The 1,966-nt window shown below is 36.7% G+C and carries 2 protein-coding genes; one reads left to right on the top strand and one right to left on the bottom strand.

What is annotated here, in order from left to right:
• Positions 1-11 precede the first annotated feature (11 nt).
• On the bottom strand, positions 12-1,364 hold the full coding sequence (locus KI369_RS23660) for a glucose-6-phosphate isomerase (RefSeq protein WP_212957609.1): 1,353 nt from the start codon (positions 1,362-1,364) through the stop codon (positions 12-14).
• 274 nt (positions 1,365-1,638) lie between these two features.
• Between KI369_RS23660 and KI369_RS23655 the strand changes: the two genes are divergently transcribed.
• Entirely contained in the window at positions 1,639-1,872 is a 234-nt protein-coding gene (locus tag KI369_RS23655; protein ID WP_000105789.1) for a DUF378 domain-containing protein, read from the top strand.
• Positions 1,873-1,966: the final 94 nt, after the last annotated feature.

Raw genomic sequence — 1,966 nt, 5'->3', positions numbered from 1 at the left:
GCCGCTTTTTATTATTTTAAACGCTCTTCTAATTCTGCTTTTAATTCTTCAAATCCTGGTTTACCAAGTAAAGCAAACATGTTTTTCTTGTATGCTTCTACTCCTGGTTGGTCAAATGGATTTACGCCTAGTAAGTAGCCGCTCATCGCACATGCTTTTTCGAAGAAGTATACAAGGTAACCAAATGTGTACTCATTTAATTCAGGGATATTTACGATTAAGTTTGGTACTCCACCATCGCTATGTGCAAGTAATGTACCTTCGTATGCTTTTGTGTTTACGAAGTCTACAGTTTCACCAGCAAGGTAGTTTAATCCATCTAAATCGTTTTCTTCTGCTTCGATTGTTAGTTCATGTGTAGATTTACCTACTTTCAGAACTGTTTCAAATAAGTCACGACGACCTTCTTGAACGTATTGACCTAATGAGTGTAAGTCAGTTGAGAAGTTTGCTGAAGATGGGAAAATACCTTTTTGATCTTTTCCTTCACTTTCACCAAATAACTGTTTCCACCATTCAGAGAAGTATTGAAGTGCTGGCTCATAGTTAACAAGCATTTCAATTGTTTTTCCTTTATTGTATAAAGCATTACGAACTACTGCGTATTGGTAAGCAGGATTTTCTTCTAGTTCTGATGCACCGAAGTCACCATGACCAGCAGCTGCACCTTGCATCATCTCTTCAATATTTAAACCACTAACTGCGATTGGTAATAAACCAACTGGCGTTAATACAGAGAAACGGCCTCCAACATCATCTGGAATAACGAATGTTTCGTAACCTTCATTATCAGCTAATGTTTTTAATGCACCACGTGCTTTATCTGTAGTTGCATAAATACGTTTGCGAGCTTCTTCTTTTCCATACTTTTCTTCTAATAACTTACGGAAAATACGGAATGCTAGTGCCGGCTCTGTTGTTGTACCTGATTTGGAAATAACGTTAATAGAGAAGTCTTTACCTTCTAATACGTCCATTAAATCTTTCATGTAAGTGGAGCTAATGTTTTGTCCAACAAATAGCACTTGTGGAGTTTTACGTTGTTCTTTAGATAGCGTGTTGTAGAAAGAATGGTTTAACATTTCGATTGCTGCACGTGCTCCTAAGTAAGAACCACCGATACCTACAACAAGTAAAATGTCAGAGTCATTTTTAATTTTTTCTGCGCATTTTTGAATGCGAGCAAATTCTTCTTTGTCATATTGAAGCGGAAGGTCTACCCACCCAAGGAAATCGTTCCCAGCTCCAGTTTTTTCGTGGATTGCGTGATGTGTTACTTTCACTGCATCACGTAAATAAGTGATTTCATGTTCACCGATGAAGGATAACGCTTTAGAATAGTCGAACGTTACATGTGTACTCATCTTTTTCCCTCCAATAATGTATATGTATTTCTGTATTCACTTTAGCGAAACTGAAGTTGTAAATCAAGCGATTCAACAATTGTAAACGTAACCAAAATATATTTTTTAGAAAAAGTTCATTTTTTGCATAAAAATTCGCATTTTTCGGTATAGATGTATATACATCCTTTTTCTTATATTTTTTATGTATAAAAACAACATAACTACACCATTCTATAAAAGAGTTAATTAACTCATCGCTTGCTCATGCTTCACAATTAAGGGGGGCTTTTTCATGAGTACACTACAACGTATCGCATTAGTCTTTACTGTAATTGGTGCTGTGAACTGGGGACTGATCGGGTTCTTCCAGTTTGACTTAGTGGCAGCCATTTTCGGTGGACAAAACTCAGCTCTTTCACGTATTATTTACGGCATCGTCGGTATTTCTGGGCTTATCAATCTTGGTTTACTCTTTAAACCATCAGAAAATCTTGGCACTCACCCAGAAACGAACGAGATTCGCTAGTCAGTATGTCTTTACTTCACCTCCGACATACGAATATGATTGCATGCAATCATATTTGCAAATATATATCATAAGACAAAGTAAAAGAGGAACG

The sequence above is a fragment of the Bacillus sanguinis genome (assembly GCF_018332475.1).
Classification (GTDB): Bacteria; Bacillota; Bacilli; order Bacillales; family Bacillaceae_G; genus Bacillus_A; species Bacillus_A sanguinis.
This window is presented reverse-complemented; position numbering and strand designations above follow the sequence as displayed.